Below are 17,490 nucleotides of genomic sequence, written 5' to 3'. Positions count from 1 at the left end.
AGCGCGCTTCGCGCGTCGTCAATCCAGACGCCGCGCCGGCAACGTCAGCGCGGCGCGTACGCCGGCATCGGTGGCGGACTGTCCGAGCACGACCGTGTAGTCACCGGCGGCGATCCGCCAGCTGCGGTCGTCCGGGTGGTAATCCGCGAACAGGCGCGGCGCCAGCGCGACGTCCACCTCACGCGTTTCGCCCGGCTGCAGTTCCACGCGCTCCCAGCCGGCCAGGCGCAGCGGCGTGGCGTGGCCCCGCGGCAGATGCACGTAGAGCTGCGGCACGACGGCGCCGGCACGGTCGCCAGTGTTGCGCACGCTGAAGCGCGCCGTGATGCGCGCCCCGTCCGCGCGGACCTGCAGGCCCGACATCGCGAACGTCGTGTACGACAGACCGTGGCCGAACGCATAGCGCGGCGTAAGACCTCTGGCCGCGAACCAGCGGTAGCCGACGTTGGCGCCCTCGATGTCGTAGTCGATGGTGTCTTCGGGCTTGTCCGCCGGATTGAAGCCGAGCCCGGGAATCGTGGGCCGCGGCAATTGCGAGACGTCGACCGGCCAGGTCACTGGCAGATGTCCGGACGGATTCGCCGTGCCGGTCAGCAGCCGCGCGATGGCTTCGCCACCACGGATGCCGGGATACCAGGCCTGCAGCACGCCGGGCACGGCATCGAGCCACGGCAGCTCGACCGGGCCATTGGTCTGCAGCACGACCACGCTGCGCGGGTTGGCCGCGGCGACGGCGGCGATCAACGCGTCCTGTCCGTCGGGCAGCCGCATGTCCGGCAGATCGACCGACTCGGCGGCCCACTGCGTCGCGAACACGATGGCGACATCGGCCTCGCGTGCGAGCCGCGCGGCAGCCGCGCGGTCGCGACCGTCGACGTAGTCGATGCGCGCATCCGGCAGCGCGTCGCGCAACGCGCGCAGCGGCGAGGACGGCTGGAACATCACCGGGCCCGGCCAGGTCGTCGGCTGCAGGCCGGTGACGGCACTGGTGCCGCGCGAGGTCCAGCCGACCATCGACGAACCGCCGCCGGCGATCACGCCCTTGTCGGCATGTCCGCCGATCACCGCGATGCGGCGCACACCGGGCGCGAGCGGCAGCACGCCGTTCTCGTTGCGCAACAGCACCGCGCCGGCTTCGGCCGTGCGCTGGGCGACATCGAAGCCGATTGCATCGAGCGCGGCATCCACCGGCTGGCGCTGCGGCGGATGTTCGAACGCGCCGACCGCGATGAAGCTGCGCAGGATGCGGTGGACCATGTCGTCGAGCCGCGCCTGCGGCACCACGCCAGCGCCGACCGCCATGCGCAGTGGCACGTCGAAATACACCGCCTTGTCGAACACCTCGCCGGCCGACTGCTGGTCGAGACCGGCGTTCGCCGCCTTCGAGGCGCTGTGCACGCCACCCCAGTCCGACATCACGTAGCCGGGGTAGCGCCAGTTGCGCTTGAGCACGTTGTTGAGCAGTTCGTCGTGCTCGCAGCCGTAGGTGCCGTTGATGCGGTTGTAGCTGCACATGACCGCGCCGGGCTGTCCCGTCTCGATCGCGACATGGAATGCGAGCAGGTCGGATTCGTGCATCGCACGGTCGCCGATCTGGGCGCTGTGGAAGTTGCGCGCGGTCTCCATGTCGTTGAGCGCGTAGTGCTTCATCGTCGACAGCACGTGCTGCGACTGCACGCCGCGGATCGATTCGCCGACCAGGGTGCCGGCGAGCAACGGGTCTTCGCCGGCGTATTCGAAATTGCGGCCGTTACGCGGATCGCGCTGCAGGTTGACGCTGCCGGCCAGCAGCACGTTGAAGCCCTGGCGCCAGGCCTCGCGCCCCATGGTCTCGCCGCCCTTGAAGGCGATGTCGCGGCTCCAGGTCGACGCGGTCATCGGGCCCGACGGCATCGCCGTCGCGTGGTCGCCTGCGCGCGCGCCGCCGGGATTGGTCACCCCGAGGCCGGCATCGACCAGGCCCTGCGCCGGAATGCCCAGACGCGGAATCGGCGCCACGTAACCGGCGGCGGTGAGCGCCTCGTCCGGCTTCTTCTCGCCGATCGCGAAGCGGCTGCGGATCAGCGCGAACTTCTCGTCCTGGGTCATCGCCGCGACCAGCAGCGCGGCGCGCGCATCCGGTGATTTGCCGGGGTCCATCCACGGCTGCGCAACCGCCGCGTCCTGCGCGAACGCGGGCGCGGCCACCAGCAACGCGCACACCAGCGTGCGCGTCGACGTCCGGGTCTTCATCGAACTCCCCTCCCCTCGAATGTGGTGCAGGCGCGGCCCATGCGCGCGACGGGTCCAGCGTGGACGAACCGTCGCAGCCATGCACCGCGCCTGCGGATCAATCCGTTGCGGGTGCGCTCGTGTGCACCCGCAGCGTGTCGTGCCTCAGCCCGCGCCCGCGATCCGCACCTTCGCGCCGGCGCGCGTGATGCGCAGTTCGTTGCCGTCCCACTTCGCGGCCTGGCCGTCGATCGTCGTCGCGCCCGGCACGCTCTCGTACGGCCACTGCAGCACCAGACCGCCCGCGGGCAAGCCGCTGCCGGCCGCGATGTCGAGCAGCAGCGCATCGCCGTCACGGCGCAGCGAGTAACCGACGGTGCCTTGCGGTGTCCGCATGCCGCGCAGCGCGACGCCCTCGTTCAACCAGTCGGCGGGCACGCCCGCCGCCAGCACCAGGCTGTCGTCGACTTCGCGTACGTAGGCGAACATGTCGAGCGCCGAGCGCACGAAGTCCGAGCCCACCCAGGCATGCGGCAGATCGCCGAGGAAGAACGGCGTGCGCGGCGTCGGCGTGACGACTTCGCCCCACTGGTTCCACGGCTGCGGCGCCCGGTGGCCGAAGAACCACTCGCGCACCTCGTTCGCACGTGCGCGCCAGCCCAGGCGCACGAACGCGGCGACATTGCGCCACTCGTAGGGCGTGTAGTCCTTCCACGGCTCGCGACCGTCGCGGCGATCGGTGAACTTGGTCCAGTAGCGCTCGAAGGTATTGGTCAGCAGCGGCTCGGGCAGACGGCCCTGTTCGCCGCCGGGGGCCAGCGCGATGGTCGTCGAGGTCGCATCGAAATCGCCGAGCTCGGCGGCGCCGGGCAGGAAGTCGATGCCGTGCTGCTCGGCGGCGTTGCGCAGCGAGGCATCGAGGTCGACGCGGAACTCGTCGCGCGCGGCCGCCATGCGCCTGGCGTCGTCCGGCTTGCCCAGCGCTTCGGCGATCTCCACCGCGTCCTTGTAGCCGCGCAGCGCCCAGAAGTTGTCCCAGTACGAATGCATCGGCTTGGCCGAATAGCCTTCGTGGCTGATCGAGGCCGGCATCATCCCGTAGAAGGCCGCGTTGAGTTTGCGGTTCTCCTCCGTGCGCTCGCTGGCGCGCAGCTCTTCCATGTAAGTGTACGCGCCGAGCACGTGCGGCCACATCGTCTGCAGGAAGGCGTCGTCGCCGGTGTAGCGCCAGTACTCGGCAATGTTGAAGATCAACTCGCCGTGGCTGTCGTTCTCCGGCACGGGGTCGCTACCGCGATCGTCGACGCAGCACGGCACCTTGCCGTTGTCGAACTGGTAAGGCGCATAGAACTCGACGTATTCCTTGACGACTTCCGGACGGCCCATGCGCAGCAGACCCTCGGAGATCATCGCGCCGTCGCGGATCCAGCTGCGCGCGTACGAGCGCGTGCCCGGCTGCAGACGCGGCCCGATGCGCGAGATCAGCATGTGCGCCAGCGACGTGCGCAGCGTGTCGGCCAGATCCTTGCCGGCGGCCGGCACGTCGAAACCCACTTCGTCGAGCTTGTCGCGCCACTCGCCCGCGATCGCGTCCTGCATCGACTGCGGGTTCCAGTCCGCCGGCGCGCGCGCCATGTCGCCGGTCATCGGGATCAGCAGATCGAACTCGCGCGACTCGCCCGGCGCCAGACGCACGGTGTAGACCATCGCGCCCGAGGCGAACGCCTGCGGATCCTCCACCTCGGTCGTCGCCGGCCAGATGCCGGTCGCCAGATGCTCGACGTCCATGCCGGCATCGAACGTGGTCGCAAAGGCGGCCTGCGCAGGCTGACGCGCGAACACGCGCGGCTTGCCGTCGACGCGCACGCCGTCAGTGGTCACGGCCAACTGGCGCAACGGGCTCACGCCGCCGGTGATGTTGAGGAACTGGGTCGGCGGATTGACCTGCATGGGCCGTACTGCGAGTGCGAGCTGGTAATCACGCGCCTCGCCGCCCGGATTGCTGAGCCGGTAGCGCGCGACCAGCTGCGAATCCTCCGGCGTGCCGCGGGCGAATCCGGTCACGCGCAAGCCCAGCGCATCGTGGGTCCAGTCAACGCTCGGGATCGGCAGGTAGTCGTCCTGCAGGGTCTGCGCGATCTTCGCGTCCGCCCAGGTCACCAGCGTGTCGCCCACGCGCACGAAGGGTTCGATCGAGAAGCCGGCGGCAGCGACTTCGATCGCGCCGTCCTCGCCGATCAGGCCCTGCTGCAGGCCGCCGTCGAGACCGAGGATCGTCCAGTAGGCCTGCTCGCCACTGAAGCCCCGCGGGAACTGTCCCCTGGGCCGGTCGGCCGCGACGGCTTCGAGCACGTCGTTCGGATGTTCGGACATGCCCAGCGGCTGCACCGCGACTTCGGACAGCGCGAAACCGTCGGCCGGGCCATCGCGCAGATCGAGGCCGATGTAGCGCGCCTCCGCTTCCGGCAGCGCCAGCCAGTCGACGCCGCCATTGCCCTGCGTCACCTCGCGGACCTGCGTCCACGCCTCGCCGTCTTCGGACAGCGACACCGCATAACTGGACGCATGACGGCCCGGCTGCCACTGCAGGCGCAGGCCACCGAATTCGCGCAGCGTGCCCAGATCGAGCACCACGTTCTGCGGCGCCGTGGCCGTGGTCCACGCGCTTTCCGCGTTGCCGTCGACGACGTTGTCGACGCCGTCGGGCGTGGTGGTCGACGCGGCGCTGGCGGTCAGTGGCGAGGTGTCGTCGGGCGGCAGTGCCTCGAACGTGAGCTGGTCGAAACAGACCGTGCCCTTGCCGCCGGCGTTGTTGTAGATCGTGAACTCGAGCTTCTCGCTCGCGCGCAGCGTCTTGTCCGGATCCGGTCCCCAGGCCTTGTCGATGTGCCGCTTGCGGTAGCGGATGTCGGTCCAATCGGTCGGGAAATCGTACTTCGGCCGGTTGACCCACCACACGTTGTCGCCGCTGGCGTCGACGACCTTGAATTGCAGGTCGTTGGCCGGCGACTCGCCGCGCATCCGGAACGCGAACCGGTAGTTCTCCGGATACGTCATCTTCAGATCGCGCTGGAGCCCGACATGACCGGACACGCCGTTGTAGTCGTAGTCCAGGCACAGCGCCTTGCCGCCGTCGACATCGACCTGGCGCAGGGTGCCGGTGACCTGGTTCGAGGTCACGACGGTCCACGTCGACGGATCGTCGAAATCGTCGAGGATGCGGATGCCCTCACCTGCGTCAGGCGCGGCGCCGTCGTCGCTGGGACTCGGCGAGACGTTGCAGGCCGCGAGCGCGGTGCTCAGCGCGGCGAGGCCGGCGACGCGCGCGATTCGGGCACGGCCGGAAACTGCGATGGCGACGTCAGTCCGCGTCATGTCGGTGTCGGCAGGCGCGCGAACGGCGCGGGTGTCGAGGATCTTCATGCGGTGCGGTGGCTCCGTGGTTCGATTCGGGTGGTGCGGTTGGACTGTTGCTGCGCATTCGCGCGATGGGGTGGTGCTCGAAATCGTTTCTGAAAGCGATTCACACACGACGATTCCGCTGCCGTCCATGGCGGAACTGCACAGGCGCCGGATGGTCCGGCCATGCCATCCGTGGCCTGGCGTTCGCAAGCCCGCGGACCCGTGGTCCGCAAGCGGGCTTGCTCACCCCTTCACGCTGCCGAGCAGCAAGCCCTGGATGTAGTAGCGCTGCAGCGCGAGGAACAGCAGCAGCACCGGGATGACCGTGACGACGGCGCCGGCCATCATCATCTCGACGTCCTGGATGTGCTCGCGCGACAAAGCGGCCAGCGCGACCGGCAGCGTGTAATTGGTCTGGTCGGTCAGCACGATCAGCGGCCACATGAAGTCGTTCCACGCGGCCATGAAGGTGAAGATGGTCAGCGTCACCAGCACCGGCTTGAGCATCGGCAGCACGATCTGGAAGAAGATCCGCATCTCGCCTGCGCCGTCGATGCGCGCGGCTTCGAGCAGTTCGTCAGGGATAGAACGCGCGTACTGGCGCACCAGGAAGATCCCGAACACGGTCGCCAGACCCGGAATGACGACCGCGCCGAAACTGTTGACCAGGCCCATGCCCTTCATCATCAGGAACAGCGGCAACATCGCGACCTGCGCGGGAATCACCAGCGCGGCGAGCAGGATCTGGAAGATCCGCTCGCGTCCCTTGAAGCGCAGCTTGGCGAAGGCGTAGCCGGCCATGGTGTTGATCAGCAACGCGCCGACGGTGATCGCGGCCGAGATCATCAGACTGTTGGCGAAGTAGCGCCCCATGCCCGCACGCGCGAACAGCTCGTGGTAGTTGTCGAACGACAATGCCGACGGCAGCAGCGGCGGCGGGAACCCGCTCGCCTCGCCGGTCGGCATGAACGAGACCGACAGCATCCACAGCAGCGGCGCGAGCGCGACGACCGCCAGCGCGACCAGCGCGCCATTGACCGCCCAGGCCGACCAGCGCGTCGCGCCGACTTCGTGATACGCCGCGATCCGGCTCATACCAGCTCCCGCTTGCGCCCGAAGCGCAGCAGCAATGTGGTGACGCCGAGGATGATCAGGAACAGCAGGAACGCCACCGCCGACGCGCGGCCCAGGTTCCACCACATGAAGCCTTCCTCGTACATGAAGTACAGCACGCTGACGGTGCTCTGCAGCGGGTCGCCCCGCGTCATCACATAGGGCTCGGCGAACAGCTGGAAATAACCGGACACGGTGATCACCGCGACCACCAGCAGCACCGGTCCGAGCATCGGCAGCGTGACGTGCACGAACTGTTTCCAGCGCGAGGCGCCGTCGATCCGCGCGGCCTCGTAGAGATCTTCGGGAATCGCGGCCAAGCCGGCGATGAAGATCACCATGTTGTAGCCGAAGTTCTTCCACACGGCGAACAGGATGATCGTCGGCATCGCCCACGTCGGATCGCCCAGCCAGTCGACCGGCGCGATGCCGATGTGGCCGAGTGCCCAGTTCACCAGGCCGTAGCTGGTGTGGAACAGATAGCGCCAGATCACCGCAACCGCGACCAGCGTGGTCACCACCGGCGCGAACAGCGCCGTGCGGAACAGGCCTTTGAACCGCGCAACCTTCGCGTTGAGCAGCAGCGCGGCGCCGAGCGACACACCGATCGACAGCGGCACGCCGATGACGACGAAATACGCGGTGTTGCCGAGCGACTTCCAGAACAGCGGCGTCTGCAGCAGATCGACGTAATTCCCCAGCGCGACGAAGCGCAGGTTCGACATGTCCGACAGGGCGTAGAGATCGAAGTCGGTCAGGCTCAGCAGCAGCGCCGACGCGACCGGGATGCCGAAGAAGATGCCGAGCACGATCAGCGCCGGCCCGGCGAAGATCCAGCCGGCGGTACTAGCGCGCATGGGCAGCTCCCTGGTCCGCGGCGTGCGGCGCACTGGCCGCACCGATGCCCTCGCCTTCTTCCATCTCGCGCGCACGCACCCAGCGGCGCTTCTCGAGCAGCGTGTCCACGCGTGCGTCGAGCGCCTGCAGCGCTTCGTCCTGCGCCATGCCACCGCGCACCACGCGTTCGCTCATCAGGCGCATCTCCTGCACGATGCGCTCCCACTCCAGCACCTTCGGCGTCGGCTCGACGCGCTCGAGCTGGTCGCGGAACGCCTGCGCGTACGGGTCTTCGCGCAGCTGCGGGAATTCCCAGGTGCTGCGACGCGGCGGCAGGTTGCCGATCATCGCGTGAAAACGCTGCTGGATCTCGGGGCGCGACAGGAACTCCATCAGCTGCCAACTCGCGTCCTTGTTGGGCGAATCGCGGAACATCACCAGCGACGTGCCACCGGCGATGCCCGCACCCGGACCGTCCGGTCCCGGCAGCGGCGCGGTGCCCCACTGGTCCTGCAATTCGGCCGGCAGGCGATTGCGGAACTCGCGGATGTTCCACGGGCCCGACACGTAGAAGGAAAAGAAGCCGCGGCCGAATTCGTCCCAGACGTTGGAGATCTGGGTCTCCGACATCCGCGGCGCCCAGCCCTGCTCGAACATGTTGGTGTAGAAGCCCAGCGCGCGGGTAAACCCCGGGCTGGTGAAGTTGCCGCGACTGTCGTCGTCGCGCAGCAGTGGATCGCGCTGCTGCAGTCCGAACGACAGCAGCTGCTCGAACTCGTTGAGCGGCAGCATCACCGCGAAGCGATCCGGGCCGACGTGCGTCTTGACCGCCGCCATCGCGGTTTCCCATTCCTGCCACGTGCGCGGCAGTGCCGCGACGCCGGCCGCGGCGAGGATGTCCTTGCGATAGAAGATCAGGCGCGTGTCGACATACCAGGGCACACCGAGCAGGGTGTCGTCGACGACGTTGGTGCGCCAGATGCCGGGAAAGTAGTCGGCTTCCTCGATGACAGCCGAGGCATCCACCCGCGACTGCAACGGCTCCAGCGCACCGAGCACCGCGAACTCGGGCACCCAGGTGTTGCCGAGCTGGCAGATGTCGGGCAGCGCATCGGCCGCGAACGCGGTCAGCAGTTTCTCGTGCGCCGACGTCCAGGGAATCTGCTGGATCTCGACCCGGATGTCCGGGTGCTCGCGTTCGAAATCGCGCACCAGTTCCGAGACCACCTCGGCCTCGCGGCCCATCGCCCAGAAGCGGACGACGGTCTGCTCGTCGCGCTTCGCGCAGGCCGCGAGCAACGCGAGCGCGAACAGCAGGCAGACGCCACGCGCCGCCGCAATGAAGCGGCGGGCGCCGGGCACGCGTCGGAATGCGCGCAAGGTCCTACTCCGCCGGAACCGGATCGGACGCGCGTGCCGGCGCCGGTGCGGGTGCACGACCGTCGCGCTCGGCCGGCTGGTTGGCGGCGCGCGATTCGGCGATGCCCATCGAGCGCGCCATGGCGGCGTCGGCGTCCGGCGGGCCGGAATCCTTGGGCTCGTCCTCGCCGGCGAGCCAGCCGCCGGTGAAGCCCGCGCGCTCGAGACCGGCGCGGATGTAGGGGTTCTTCTTCATCACGTTCCAGACGAAGTCGTTCCGGTAGTTCGCGATCATCGCCAGGATCGGGCCCTGGTCGATCGCGATGTAGTCGCTGGCCACCCAGCCCTTGCCCGGCACGATGCGACCCGTCTTCAACGGCACGTCTTCGTAGGTGAAGCTGGGGTTGAACGAGTCGAGGAAGCCGTAGCTCGAGTACAGGTAATCGCCGTAGCGGCGGTGCATCTCCTCGGTCGCCGGGATCACGATTTCGGGCGCGAAGGCGATCGACGCGACGGCTGCAGTGGGTGCGAGCGTCCCGTCGTCGAATGCGACGTCGAGACCGGCGCCACGTGCGCTGTAGTGACGGAACTCGCGCTGCTCGCCGTTGAAATCCTGGTCGGTGCGCTGCGGACCGTCGCTGGCGGTCAGACCCCAGACGTTCTCGCCGTACTCCTTCCAGCCCATGGGGTTGTCGATCGCGTACTGGCGCTGCGCATACGTCGCGCGTCGGCTGTTCTCGAAGTAGTCGATGCCGCGGCGGCGCATGTAGTCGTCACGGATGCCGCGGAAATCCACCCAGACGTGCGTGTACTGGTGGCCGAAGTGCGGCGCGAAACTGAGATATTCCTGGCCGCGGAAGACGCCCCAAGACTTGTCGTAGGTGCGCGTCCAGACTTCCCACGCTTCCGGGCCGACCGGATGCGTCGGCGAACCCAGGGCGAGGATGTAGACCAGCATCGCCTCGTCGTAGCCGGTCCAGTCGTGCTCGATGAAGCCGCTTTCCGGATACCAGCCCATCGAGATCAGCGGTGCGCGCTGCTGCAGAAACGGCCAGCGCACGTTGCGGTAGAGCTGGTCGGCGAGCTTGCGGATCTCGGCCTCGCGCGGATCGTCACGGTCGTAGTACGACTGCGCGAACAGCACGCCCATCATCATCAGGCCCGTATCGACGCTCGACAGCTCCACCCACGGCTCGAACCGGTGGCCGTCCTGCATGTCGATGAAGTGATAGAAGAAGCCCTGATGACCACCGGTGCCGGTCGCCTGCGGGCCCATCTTGACGTTGCTGAAGAACTTCAGCGTCGTGAGCGTGCGGTCCACCGCCTGCGTCCGGCTCACCCAGCCACGTTCGATGCCGATTGGATAGGCCGTCAGCGCGTATCCCACCGCGGCAACGCTGGAGAACGGACGCGACGGGAAGCGATCCGGCGTCAGACCGTTGACCTCGTTGGTCGTATCCCAGAAGTACTGGAACGTGCGGCGCTCGATGTCGGCGAACAGCGGCGGCAGCTCCGGTGGTCCCTTCGCTTCTTCCACGGGCGCCACCACCTCCGGCACCTGCTCGATGGGGCCGGGTTTCGGCGGCGGCACATCCGGCTCGGCGGGCGCCTGATTGCCGCAGCCGGCCAGGAACAACGCGGCGAGCGCGACGGAGATCAGGAGTTGGAACGCACGGTGACGGGATTGCATCGTGAAGGAAACCTCGCGCTGAAATCGTTTACAGGGGCCAGTATAAAACTGCCGGTACCCCGAAGGGGACCGGCAGTAGGGGTTACCTTAAAAGTCGATACCGAAGGAGAGCTTGAACGTCCGCGTCGGCAGCAGGATCTCGTTGCCGCTACGCGAACCGAAGTTCTCGTTGACGGTGAGTTGCGCGTCGTCGATGCCCCATCCACCGCGGTTCAGGTCGTACTGGTTCCAGTTCCGCCAATTGAACGCATTGAGCACGTCGGCGCGCACCTTGAACGACAGATCCGTGCCGGTGTCCCAGCGGCGCTCGAGCGAGAAATCGAACTGCTTGAAACCGAATGTGCCGTCGGGCGTATAGGGATCGTAGAAGCAGTACGGATTGCCCGGCGCCGGATCGGCGATGCAATTGGTCGCGTTGCGCGGCCTCGGGCTCGAGACGATCAGCTTGGCACTGAAGGTCGTCTCCCAGGGCAGCTCGTAGATGCCGGAAAGCACGAGACGATGTCGGGCCAGACCGGTCGAGCGGTAGAAGCGCTGGTCGACGCGCGACCCGTCGAAATAGAACGACTCGCCGTTCGATGCGTCCGAACGGTTCTCTTCGGCATCGCTGAACGTGTAGGCCACATTGAAACCCCAGCCCGAATCTTCGGTGTAGGGCTTGTCGAACGACAGCAGCAGGGAGTTGAGGTTGTACTCGATGCCGTTGTCACCCAGGATCAGATTGCCGTAACCGGGGATGGGCTGGTTGAACGGCACGCCGCCCCACGTCGCGTCCGGAGCACCCGGAATCCGATGGAAGCTGCCGTCCTCGTAGCGGTTGCCGAGACGGAAGTAGATGCCGTCGCGACTGCGGATATGCGCGACGGTCGCCGACGTGCTCCAGTTGTGGCCCATCACCTCCCACTGGCTGCGGATACCGAGGCTGAACTGGTCGGAGTACGGCGTTTTCAGATCGTTGTTGAGCGCATACACCTCACCGCCGGAGCGGGGGTTGGCGGCGGTGTAGGCATCGATGCCTTCCTGCGTCAGCAATGCCGGATCGAAAGGCACGCAGTTCGACGCCACTGCCGAGTCGCAGGGATGCAGCGGCGTGTCGAAGCGGATCTCGTAGCCCGTGAACGCGCCGCCGTAGTACTCGCGTGCCATCTGGTCGAAAATGTTGCGGTCGTAGGCACGACCCGCGCCGCCGAACAGCACGTGGGTCTCGTCACCACTCAGGTCGTAGGAGAAGCCGAGGCGAGGCTGCCATGCGTTCTTCTGGTTCTTGCGGTTCCGGCCGTTGCTGATGAAGTCTTCGCGGTTGTAATCGGCGTTGTCCAGATTGCTCCAGCCGCGTATCGCCGCCGCAATGCCGGGATCCATCACGTTGTCGGTGTAGCTGGGATTGTCCTCGTAGTCCCAGCGCAGGCCGAGGTTGAGCGTCAGGCGATCCGTGACGTCCCAGTCGTCCTGGATGTAGATGCCGAACTGCTTGTTGCTCGACTCCACGTTCGGATTGCGGCCTTCGAGCGGCGCGGAGAACGTGATGCGATAGGGCTGCGTCAGGCTTTCGTTGACATCGAAGAAGTACTGCGGAAATGGCGGATTCTGCTGGAACGCGTTGAGGTCCACCTGCTTGTACTTCACGCCCATCTTGACGGTGTGTCCCTCCCATCCGAAGAACGTCAGGTCATTCTGGAAACCGACGCCACGCTGCCCCTTGTCCTGGAACGTCGGACCACCACCGATGTTGAGCACGCCCAGATCCAGAACCGCGGGATTGTTGGGATCGACGATCGTGTAGCGACGCCCGGGCGCCGCAGTCACCGGCACCGGGTTGTAGGCAGCTTCTTCGAATGTGATGTGGGCATCGTTCAACCAGTTCGTGCTGCTGAACTGGTAGCGCAGGTCCGCGCGCGTTTCGTCGTTGGTGAAGTTGGTCGCGAACGACGGCGTGCTGATGTCGTTGCCGGGACTGATGGAATCCTCTTCCCGATAGCGCAGCGACAGTTCGATCAGATGGGCTTCCGCGAGCTGCAGGCTGAGCTTGCCGAAATAGAGATCCTGATTGAACGGCACGCTGTAGCCGCCGTAGAGGCCCGCAAGGTCGGCCGGGAGCAACGACGGGTCGAATACCGTCGGCGGACGCGTGTCCTTCGGCACCACGAAGTCCTTGGCATCGTAGGCAAAGAAGAAATGCAGGCGATCCTGGATGATCGGCCCGCCGAAGGTCACGCCGTACTGCTCGGTCACCTGCTTCTGCTGCACACCATCCTGGATCTCGCGCGGTGTCCTGGCGCTCCATTCGTCCGCGGTACGGTCCCAGAAGAAGCTGCCGCTGAAGTCGTTGGTGCCGGACTTGGTCACTGCCGTCACCGCCGCGCTGCTGATCTGGTCGTACTCGGCCTTGTAGTTCGAGGTGATGACCTTGTACTCGCCGATCGCCGACTGCGGGAACGGGTTGCCGCGGCTGTCGTCCTGCCCGGTGATGCCGCCCGGCGTCACGTAGTTCTTCTGGCCGACACCATCGATGAAGACATTGATGTTGCTCGATCCCTGCGCACCGCTGCGCAGCTGCGACTCGGTGCCGTTGGGCGAGTTGACGAACTGCATGCCCGGTACGGTGTCGGCGAAGGCGAGAAAGTTGCGCGAGTTCTGCGGCAGCGACTCGATCTGCTTCTGCGAGACGTAGGTCGCGATTTCCGATGTCTTGGTTTCCACCAGCACGTCGGCGGTGACGGTCACCGCGTCCAGGTCGGTCGCCTCGCCCGCGGGCGCCGCTTCGGCGACGCCACCCACCCCCAGGTTGAGGGTGGCGGTCTGGCCGATCGCGACGGTCACCGTCTGCGACGTGCTCTGCCCGTTCGCTTCGACCTGCAGCCGGTACGTGCCCGGCGGCAGACCCGCCAGGTTGTAGTTGCCGTTCGCGGTCACGCCCACGCTGCGGCTCAGACCGGTGGCGGTATTCACGGCCGTGATGCGCGCGTCGGTCGCCGGCGACGAGTCCACCATCACCTGGCCACGGATGGTGGCGGACGTCGACTGCGCCATCAGCGCGGGCGCCGCCATCGCCAGGCAACCGCCCAGCGCGAGACTGAGGAGAGAGCGCGAGAAGGCGCGCGGCCGGGTGTCGGGGTGTGTCATGTCGTCGGTCTCTATCTTCAGGGGATGTCGGGACGGAAGGCGGTGCCCTCGTCCTGTGTGCTGCCGGGCAGCGGTGTCACCTCGAACGTCCGTCGGACAGGCCCACGACACACACGCCCACGTGCGACGCCACCCATGTGCCCCTGCACACACGGTGATCCATCGGTATCGGACTTGATGTCATGCGTCCCCTCCCAAGGCGCTGACGTCGACCGGTCAAGACCGGTTCGACGGCTCTCCACTGGACGATGGGTCGGTGGCCGTGCCACTCGAATCGCGGATCACGAGACCGGGTTCGAGCAGGGCGATAGCCGCCCCCCTGCCTGCCTCCGGTTCCTCGATCTCCAGCAACGCTTTCAACGCGCGCGCACCCAGTTCAGCGATGTCGACGCGCATCGTCGTTAGCGATGGGTGAACGTAGCGTGCAAGCGGAATATCGTCGAAGCCCACGACCGCGATGTCTGCCGGCGTGCGCACGCCGCCGCGACCGAGCGCATACAGACACCCGATCGCCATCATGTCGTTGGCCGCGAAGACCGCATCGGGCCGCGCCTCGAGTGCGAGCAGGGCCTGCCCCGCACGATGTCCCGAATCCTCGTCGAACTGCCCGGGCAGTTCCCACGGCGTGTAGCCGGCGCCCGCGGCGGCCAGGGCGTCGCGATATCCGCGCTTGCGCTCGCGGGCATCGTCGTTGTCTTCGGGACCATCGATGAAGGCGATGCGCCGGTATCCGGCGTCGAGCAGGTGCGCGACCATGGTCCGCGCGCCGCCGTAGTTGTCGATGCCGACCGAGCGCTGCGCGCGACCCTGCGCCGCGTTGATCAGCACCATCGGCAGACTGGCATCGACGTTGCGCTCGAGGAAATCCACGTCGTGCGCATAGGGCGACATCAGCAGCAGACCATCGACCCGACCACGCATCGCACGCAGGGCGGCGCCCTGCTCTTCCGGGTTGCCGTGGTAACTCGACACCAGCAGATGCTGGCCGCGGGTCCGCGCCACCTGGTCGATGCCGCGCATCAGTTCGGAGAAGAACTCGCCATGCAGGTCGGGCAGTACGACGCCGACAGTCTGCGTGCGTCGGCTGCTGAGGCTGCGTGCGGCGTGGTGCGGGCTGTAGCGCAGGTCACCGGCAACGGCGAGCACCCGCTCGCGCACGGCGTCGGCCACGTTCTGATGACCGTTGAGCGCGCGCGACACCGTCGCCACGGAGACACCGGCCGCCTTGGCCACATCCTTGATCGTCACGCTCAAACCGCACTCCCGCTTCCGCGATGGGCCGGACTGTAAGCGTTTCCACAATGCCGTGTAAACCGGATGTAACGAACAATCGATGCTGCACTGCACTATATCTGCAGCGAACTACGGCCTATTCCGTCGATCGTGCATGCCCGTTCACGGCAGGACGCGACGGAAGGGACGCACATCGACACGCGTGTAGACACCCGCCTCCACATAGGGGTCGGCGTCGGCCCAGGCGCGCGCATCGGCCAGCGACTCGAATTCCGCGATCACGATGCTGCCGCTGAATCCGGCCGGGCCAGGATCTTCGGCGTCGATCGCCGGGCACGGACCCGCCAGCAGCAGACGCCCCGTATCGCGCAGTGCGGTCAGTCGCGCCAGGTGCGCCGGACGTGCCTCGATCCGGCGTGCGAGCACGTCCGCGCCGTCGTAGCCTTCGATCGCGTACCACATGGCGCATCCTGTCCGTTCGTGAGGCGCGCAGTGTAGCGAGCGCAGCCGCTGGACAGTGCCGGCAGGCACCGCGTACTCTGTGCACCAGCATCCGGCCAGTTCGCCGCCCGTCACGTCCAAGGACGCTGCCGCACGCGGTCGCCCCACCGGCCCGGTCCAACGCCCTTCCGATCGCCGCGCCTGCCCCGCATGCAGACGCGCTTCGCGCTTGGCGACGACCGACCCAGACGAAGATGTTCCGCAGCACCGTTGTCCCCGCGCTGGCCCGAGCCGCGCAACCGACCGGATCCGCGCATTGCGGCCCGCCGAGCCGACGCCCCGCCCTGCAAGCGATCCATTGCCCGTGATCCACATTCCGCGCCCGAGCGCCCTGCCGCTGTTGCCTATCGAATGACACAGCCCGCATCCGACGCCAGGGCGTCCGCCCAAGCCGCCCAGCCGCAGCAGCAGGAATTTCCGCTGGCGCTGGTGCACGGCCAGCCGGTGCTGCAGATCCCGCAGGACCTGTACATCCCGCCGGATGCGCTGGAAGTCATCCTCGACGCGTTCGAAGGCCCGCTCGACCTGTTGCTGTACCTGATCCGCCGCCAGAATCTCGACATCCTCGACATCCCGGTCGCCGACATCACCAAGCAGTACGTCGCCTACATCGGCGTGATGCAGGAGCTGCGTTTCGAACTGGCCGCCGAGTACCTGGTGATGGCCGCGATCCTCGCCGAGATCAAGTCGCGGATGCTGCTGCCGCGGCCGCCGGTGGAAGAAGGCGATGAGGGCGACCCGCGCGCGGAGCTGGTGCGCCGGTTGCAGGAGTACGAACGTTTCAAGCAGGCGGCCGAAGACATCGATCGCCTGCCGCGCCAGGACCGCGACACCGCGCCGGCGCATGCGGAACTGCCCGAGCGCACGATCAACCGTGATCCGCCGCCGGTCGATCTGCGCGAGATGCTGCTGGCGCTGCACGACGTGCTCAAGCGCGCCGAGCTGTTCACCGGCCATGCGATCCGTCGCGATGCGCTGAGCGTGCGCCAGCGCATGGGCGAAGTGCTGACCCGGCTCACCGGCGGGCATTTCCACCGCTTCGAGTCGCTGTTCGAACCCGAGGAGGGCCGGCTGGGCGTCGTGGTGACGTTCCTGTCCATCCTCGAGCTCACCAAGGAACGGCTGCTCGACATCGTGCAGGAGGCGCCGCTGGCGCCGATCTACATCAAGTCGCTCGCCGATGCCGACGGCGCCGCGCCGCCGACCGAATTCTCCAGCGAGTTCGATGACGATGTCCCCGAACCCGCCCAGTCCTGACCACCGACCGGATCTCCAGAACGTCCCGATGGACCAGACCTTCATCAACCGCATCGTCGAAGCGGCCCTGCTCGCGTCCTCGCAGCCGCTGACCGTGGCGCAGCTGGAAACGCTGTTCACGCTCGACGAACCCGCGCCCGAGGGCAGCCTCAGGCAGGCGCTCGCAGACCTGCAGGCCGCCTGCGCCGAGCGTGGCGTGGAACTCGTGGAGCTCGCCTCGGGCTGGCGCTACCAGGTGCGCGGCGACGTGCACGGCTGGGTGTCCCGGTTGTGGACCGAGCGCCAGACCAAGTACACGCGCGCCACGCTGGAGACCCTGGCGCTGATCGCCTATCGCCAGCCGATCACCCGCGGCGAGATCGAGCAGGTGCGTGGCGTGGCGACCAACAGCAACATCATCAAGGCGCTCGAGGAACGCGAGTGGATCCGCGTCGTCGGCCATCGCGACATGCCCGGCCGCCCGGAACTGCTCGGCACGACCAAGGGTTTTCTCGACTACTTCGGCCTGCGGCGTCTCGACGACCTGCCGCCGCTGTCCGAACTCAAGGATTTCGCCGAGCTCGATCCGCAGTTGCGCTTCGCCGGCACCGATTCCACGGACCGCACGGTCGGTGGTGTTGCCTCGGGGGACGACGACGCCGCGAACGATGGCGATGGCGAAGTCGATCCGGACGACGCCGACGACACCACACGCGACGCGGCACACGGCACTGCCGTCGCCGCGACTGATGACGACGCCCCGCACGACGTGCAGGACGCCGGAG

Annotated in this window: 10 protein-coding genes and 1 pseudogene; 2 read left to right on the top strand and 9 right to left on the bottom strand. The window is 67.3% G+C overall.

The features are described 5' to 3' along the window. Window positions 1-18: 18 nt before the first annotated feature. From CURTO8I2_RS03815 to CURTO8I2_RS03775, 9 genes are all read right to left on the bottom strand, one after another. Window positions 19-2,205, bottom strand: a complete 2,187-nt coding sequence (locus tag CURTO8I2_RS03815; protein WP_201295525.1) for a glycoside hydrolase family 3 protein — start codon at window positions 2,203-2,205, stop codon at window positions 19-21. Window positions 2,206-2,376: 171 nt separating this feature from the next. Next, window positions 2,377-5,634 carry a discoidin domain-containing protein gene (locus CURTO8I2_RS03810; protein WP_236550994.1) on the bottom strand — a complete coding sequence of 1,086 codons (3,258 nt, stop codon included), beginning with the start codon at window positions 5,632-5,634 and terminating at the stop codon, window positions 2,377-2,379. Window positions 5,635-5,856: 222 nt separating this feature from the next. Beyond that, entirely contained in the window at window positions 5,857-6,708 is an 852-nt protein-coding gene (locus CURTO8I2_RS03805; protein WP_159678798.1) for a carbohydrate ABC transporter permease, read from the bottom strand. Next, a complete protein-coding gene (locus CURTO8I2_RS03800; RefSeq protein WP_159678796.1) occupies window positions 6,705-7,583 on the bottom strand; it encodes a sugar ABC transporter permease in 879 nt (292 codons plus the stop codon). Before CURTO8I2_RS03800 ends, CURTO8I2_RS03805 begins: the two co-directional genes overlap by 4 nt. Further along, entirely contained in the window at window positions 7,573-8,880 is a 1,308-nt protein-coding gene (locus CURTO8I2_RS03795) for a sugar ABC transporter substrate-binding protein (RefSeq protein ID WP_236551114.1), read from the bottom strand. The genes CURTO8I2_RS03800 and CURTO8I2_RS03795 overlap by 11 nt, the downstream gene beginning before the upstream one ends. A 67-nt stretch (window positions 8,881-8,947) precedes the next feature. Continuing rightward, entirely contained in the window at window positions 8,948-10,612 is a 1,665-nt protein-coding gene (locus CURTO8I2_RS03790; protein WP_159678794.1) for a glucoamylase family protein, read from the bottom strand. A gap of 87 nt (window positions 10,613-10,699) precedes the next feature. After that, window positions 10,700-13,735, bottom strand: coding sequence for a TonB-dependent receptor (locus tag CURTO8I2_RS03785; protein WP_159678792.1), 3,036 nt, complete (start codon window positions 13,733-13,735; stop codon window positions 10,700-10,702). A gap of 216 nt (window positions 13,736-13,951) precedes the next feature. Beyond that, a complete protein-coding gene (locus tag CURTO8I2_RS03780) occupies window positions 13,952-14,989 on the bottom strand; it encodes a LacI family DNA-binding transcriptional regulator (protein WP_159678790.1) in 1,038 nt (345 codons plus the stop codon). 141 nt (window positions 14,990-15,130) lie between these two features. Further along, window positions 15,131-15,430, bottom strand: a complete 300-nt coding sequence (locus CURTO8I2_RS03775; protein ID WP_159678788.1) for a YciI family protein — start codon at window positions 15,428-15,430, stop codon at window positions 15,131-15,133. 390 nt (window positions 15,431-15,820) lie between these two features. Here CURTO8I2_RS03775 and CURTO8I2_RS03770 point away from each other — a divergent pair, with 390 nt between their 5' ends. Next, window positions 15,821-16,726 carry a ScpA family protein gene (locus tag CURTO8I2_RS03770; RefSeq protein WP_159678786.1) on the top strand — a complete coding sequence of 302 codons (906 nt, stop codon included), beginning with the start codon at window positions 15,821-15,823 and terminating at the stop codon, window positions 16,724-16,726. Between the two features lie 28 nt (window positions 16,727-16,754). Next, window positions 16,755-17,300, top strand: a pseudogene (gene scpB, locus CURTO8I2_RS03765) (SMC-Scp complex subunit ScpB); the annotation flags it as partial. Between the last annotated feature and the right edge of the window lie 190 nt (window positions 17,301-17,490).

Source organism: Luteimonas sp. 9C (assembly GCF_902506295.1).
In the GTDB taxonomy this organism is placed as follows: domain Bacteria; phylum Pseudomonadota; class Gammaproteobacteria; order Xanthomonadales; family Xanthomonadaceae; genus Luteimonas.
Note: the sequence above shows the minus strand (reverse complement) of the source record. Positions and strands in the feature narration are given on the sequence as shown.

Excerpts from the sequence above, each read along its gene's own strand:
- CURTO8I2_RS03770 (WP_159678786.1), top strand. The coding sequence starts at position 15,821 with ATGACACAGCCCGCATCCGACGCCAGGGCGTCCGCCCAAGCCGCCCAG.
- CURTO8I2_RS03775 (WP_159678788.1), bottom strand. The coding sequence starts at position 15,430 with ATGTGGTACGCGATCGAAGGCTACGACGGCGCGGACGTGCTCGCACGC.
- CURTO8I2_RS03800 (WP_159678796.1), bottom strand. The coding sequence starts at position 7,583 with ATGCGCGCTAGTACCGCCGGCTGGATCTTCGCCGGGCCGGCGCTGATC.
- CURTO8I2_RS03810 (WP_236550994.1), bottom strand. The coding sequence starts at position 5,634 with ATGAAGATCCTCGACACCCGCGCCGTTCGCGCGCCTGCCGACACCGAC.
- CURTO8I2_RS03790 (WP_159678794.1), bottom strand. The coding sequence starts at position 10,612 with ATGCAATCCCGTCACCGTGCGTTCCAACTCCTGATCTCCGTCGCGCTC.
- CURTO8I2_RS03805 (WP_159678798.1), bottom strand. The coding sequence starts at position 6,708 with ATGAGCCGGATCGCGGCGTATCACGAAGTCGGCGCGACGCGCTGGTCG.
- CURTO8I2_RS03785 (WP_159678792.1), bottom strand. The coding sequence starts at position 13,735 with ATGACACACCCCGACACCCGGCCGCGCGCCTTCTCGCGCTCTCTCCTC.